This window comes from uncultured Pseudacidovorax sp. (assembly GCF_913773995.1).
Classification (GTDB): Bacteria; Pseudomonadota; Gammaproteobacteria; order Burkholderiales; family Burkholderiaceae_C; genus Xenophilus.
Window position 1 is genome coordinate 1 of record NZ_CAJYES010000072.1, and the last position, 4,063, is coordinate 4,063.

The following is a 4,063-nucleotide window of genomic DNA, read 5'->3' on the forward strand; positions in this document are numbered from 1 at the left end:
GTCCAGAGCGACGCTGCGCTTGTTGCGCAGGATGGAGGCGGCGTACAGCGACACGTCGCCCTGCTCGCTGTGCACATGGCGGCCCATCTGGCGCACCGGGTCGCCCTCGGGCGGCTCGATCTTGATCACGTCGGCGCCGAAGTCGCCCAGCAGCCGCGCGCAGGCGGGGCCGGCGATGGTGCTGGCGATCTCGATCACCTTCAGGCCCTGCAGCGCGCTGCCGCGGGCGAGGTCGCGCTCCGAGCCGGTGCTGGCAGCGGCGCCGCCTCGGCTGGATGGATCGCGGTCATCCGGATTCGGGGTCATGGTGCCCTTTCGTTGTTGTCTCCGGGCGGCATTGAAGCATCCGACATTCGTATTGTCAACAATCTTATTGGTGACTACGATCCGGCTTTCAACTCAGCCATCAAGGCGACGCCATGAACACCACGCTGCAATCCGAAGTCACCGGCACCGTCTGGAAGATCGAGGTCCGGGAGGGCGACACCGTCGGGCCCGACCAATCCCTCATGGTGCTGGAGAGCATGAAGATGGAGATCCCCGTCTGCGCGCCGGCCGCCGGCGTGGTGCGGCAACTGCTCGTGAAGGAGGGAGAGCCGGTGGCGGAGGGCCAGCCGGTGGTGGTGCTGGGCGATGGCCTTTGACAGGCCCTCGGACCGCTGAGGTCGACCGCGTCAGCCGCGGCTACGCGCCGCCGGCCAACTCTTCCAGGCGCCGCGCCGCCTCTTCGGCCGAGGCTTCGCTGCGCGCCCGCGCCAGCTGCATCATGCGGGTGGTGTCGCCCTGCTCCAGCGCGTCGCGGGCCGCGATCCACAACTGCACCGACTGCTGCCGCCGCTCCACCGAGGCCAGGCCCAGCTTGCTGTAGCGCAAGGTCTGCAGCGACAGCGCCGCGATCATCCGGCGCAGCCGCTCGTTGCCGGCGAAGCGGGCCGTGAGCTGCAGCAGGCGGTGCACCGTCTCCGCGTAGGCGTCGCCGCCGTCGGGCGAGGCCGAGAGCGCCTCCAGCCGCGCCACGCCGGCCCGCATGAGGGCCAACAGCTCGGGTGGCCGTTGCGACGCCACCTTGCGCACCACCACGTCGAACAGGCCGGCGCGGATCTCGAACAGCTCGCGCAGCTCCTGCGCCGTCAGCACCGCCACGATGGCACCGCGGCGCGGCAGCACCTGGATCAGGCCCTCACGCTCCAGGATGCGGATCGCCTCCCGCACCGGCCCGCGGCTGATGGCGAATTCGTCGGCCACCTCCTGCTCGCCCACCCGGGCGCCCGGCGCCAGTTCCCCTGAGAGGATGCGATCCCCGAGCCTTGCGGCCACCTGCTCGGGCACCGTCAGCGTGAGCCCGGATGCGTCGGCGAAGAGCCGGAATGCCACCTCTTTCTCCCAGCGGGAAAAGTCGGCATCTGCGAGAGGCGTGGAACTGGTGGGCACAGGGGATCCATTCGGACGGTCAACCTGCGCATTGTCGACAAGTTGAGCGCTCCCGCCAGCGATCCCTCTCGCGGCTGCAGTCGCCCACGCAGATCGAGTTGCCGCGCTCGCCGCGCGCCGTGCCAACGCGAGCCAGTCCCCTCAGCGGGACGCCGCGCGCGGATCAAGGGCCGTCGGCGCCAGGCTGTGCGGCAGCCAACGCGTAGCCATGGCGGCCGCCAGCACGGCCAGGGCCGCGGTCAGAAAGACCGGCTGCAGCCCGTGCGCCAGGGCCGCGGACAAGGCGTGGGCGAATGCCGCAGGCAAAGCGTGCTCAGGCACCGCGGCCCGGGCCACGCCGGCCGGAGCCGCTGCGTGCAGCTCCGCCTCCACCAGCGAGGTCAGCAGCGCGGCCAACAGGGCCACGCCCACCGCACCGCCCAGGCTGCGCAGCATGACCGGCACAGCCGTGGCGATGCCCAATTGCGGCGCGGGCGACACGCGCTGGGCCACCACCGTCACGATGGGAAACACCACCCCGAGCCCCACCCCCAGCGGCAACAGGCTGGCCGACAGCACCAGCGGGTGCCCGGGCAGCCAGTGCAGGCCCGCGGCGAGCAGCACGAAACCCATCAACATCGACAGGCAGGCCAGGCGCGCCAGCCGCGCCGGTGAACGGCGCGCCCGCAGCAGGCGCCCGCTGCCGATGGCGGCGCAGGTCACGCCCCCCATCAGCGGCAGCAGATGCCACGCCGAGGCCGTTGGCGAAAGGTGCAGGCCGGTCTGCAGGTATTGCGGCAGCAAGGCCACGGCGGCATACAGCGCCACGCCCGACGCGGCCGAGACGACGCTGACCGCGGCGTATGCCGGCCGCCCGAACAGCGAGAGGGGCATCAGCGGATGGGCGGCCCGACGCTGCCGCCACAGGAACAGGCCCGTCGCCTTCGCGCCAGCGGCCAGCAGCACGCCCAGGCCCAGGAAGGCCGGCAGGCCGAGCCGCTGATGCTGCGTGGCAAGCAGCAGCAGCGTCAGGGCGGCGGCCAGCAGGAGGGCACCGGGCCAGTCGATGCGGCCGCCTTCCGTGCCTGGTCGGCGGCCGGCGGGCATCGTCGCTGCCAGCAGGCCCCAGGCCAGTGTTGCCAAGGGCACGTTGAGCCAGAACGCCCAATGCCAGGTCAGATGCTCGACCAGCGCGCCGCCCACCAGGGGGCCGAAGAGCGTCGCCACGCCGTAGGCAGCGCCCAGCAGCGACTGGAAACGGGGGCGTTCTTCCTGCGGGAAGAGACTGGCCACGCTGAGCATGGCCAGCGTCATCAGGCCGCCGCCACCCGCTCCCTGCAGGGCTCGGGCCAGCACCAGCGCTTGCAGATCGCGGCTGGCGCCGCAGGCCAGCGAGCCGAACAGGAAGAGACCCAGCGCCACCAGCATCATGCGACGCGTGCCCAGCAGGTCGGCCAGTCGCCCGTACAGCATGATGACCACCGTCGCCGCCAGCAGGTAGGACGAGAACACCCACGCCAACGGCCAGTGGCTGGGCAGCTCGCGTGCCATCACCGGCAGGGCCGTGGACAGGATGGTCTGGTCCAGTGCCGCCATCGCCAGGGTCAGCAGGAGCATGGCGAAGGCGATGCGCTGCTGGCGACGGGGCGGAAAGCCGGCCACGCGGTTCGGCAAGGGGGTCGCGAAGGCGGCATGTGTGGCGTTTGCGTTCATGGCGGATGGGCAAGGACGTGTGACGCGCCGCAGTTTCTGCATTGCCATGACTTGCGTACAGTGCAATCTCCGAAATCGACGGTTGCATTCGATGAAACAGTACGACCTCAACCTGCTGGCCGCACTCGATGCGCTGCTGACCACCGGCAGCGTCACTGCCGCGGCCTCCCGCATGCACCTGAGCACGCCGGCCATGAGCCACACGCTGGCCCGCATCCGTGAGGTCTTCGGCGATCCGATCCTCGTACGCGCCGGGCGGCGGCTGGTGCCCACGCCGCGCGCGCTGGCACTGGCCGAGCCGGTGCGCCAGCTGCTGGCCCAGGCCCACGCGTTGCGCGACGCGGCCGGGCAGGACTGGCAGGCGCAGCCGCGGCGCTTTGTCGTGCGGGCTCAGGAGGGCTGGGCCGTGGCTTACGGCGCGAACGTGGCGCAGGCCCTGACCGAGCGCATGCCGCGCGCCAGCCTGCAATGGCTGCCCGAGGCGCCCCACGACCCCGACGCGCTGCGCGAAGGCCGGGTCGACCTCGAGATCGGCCAGATGCGCACGGCCGAGGCGCCAGCGCAGGCGGTGCTGCAGGAGCGGCAGCCATTGGTCGGCGTTGTGCGCCCCAACCATCCGTTGCTCCAGGGGCGCCCCGCCGCCCGCTCCTCTTCATCCAGGCGCTCGGCGCAGCAGCGCGATGCGCAGGTCAGTCTGGCGGACTACGCCGCCGCCCGGCATGTGGACGTCTCCCCCGCGCCTGGGGAGGCGACGGCGGTGGACCGCGCACTGGCCGAGCACGGCCTGACCCGCGAGCTGGTCCTGTTGGTGCCCAGCACCTTCACGGCACTGGTCGCGGCATCGCGCGCCGCGCTGGTAGCCACCGCCTCCGCCCGCACGGCCCAGAAGATCGCGCCGCCGCTGGGGCTGGTGGCCTTCCGGCTGCCGCTCGATCTGCAG

General features: G+C 71.8%; 5 protein-coding genes. 2 read left to right on the top strand and 3 right to left on the bottom strand.

From position 1 onward, the window contains the following. Window positions 1-306: CoA transferase (locus tag QZ772_RS06255; protein WP_295524071.1), on the bottom strand; the 306-nt coding region annotated here is incomplete at its 3' end. A gap of 113 nt (window positions 307-419) precedes the next feature. On the opposite strand from QZ772_RS06255, the gene QZ772_RS06260 reads away from it, so the two are divergent. Further along, on the top strand, window positions 420-644 hold the full coding sequence (locus QZ772_RS06260; protein WP_295524072.1) for an acetyl-CoA carboxylase biotin carboxyl carrier protein subunit: 225 nt from the start codon (window positions 420-422) through the stop codon (window positions 642-644). 40 nt (window positions 645-684) lie between these two features. Here the strand turns inward: QZ772_RS06260 and QZ772_RS06265 are convergent, their stop codons facing one another. Both QZ772_RS06265 and QZ772_RS06270 read right to left on the bottom strand, forming a co-directional pair. After that, window positions 685-1,374: a GntR family transcriptional regulator gene (locus QZ772_RS06265; protein WP_295524073.1), complete on the bottom strand. Its 690-nt coding sequence runs from the start codon at window positions 1,372-1,374 to the stop codon at window positions 685-687. A gap of 198 nt (window positions 1,375-1,572) precedes the next feature. Then, a complete protein-coding gene (locus tag QZ772_RS06270; protein ID WP_295524075.1) occupies window positions 1,573-3,123 on the bottom strand; it encodes an MFS transporter in 1,551 nt (516 codons plus the stop codon). Between the two features lie 91 nt (window positions 3,124-3,214). On the opposite strand from QZ772_RS06270, the gene QZ772_RS06275 reads away from it, so the two are divergent. Beyond that, a partial coding sequence (locus tag QZ772_RS06275) for a LysR family transcriptional regulator (protein WP_295524076.1) occupies window positions 3,215-4,063 on the top strand: 849 nt, incomplete at its 3' end.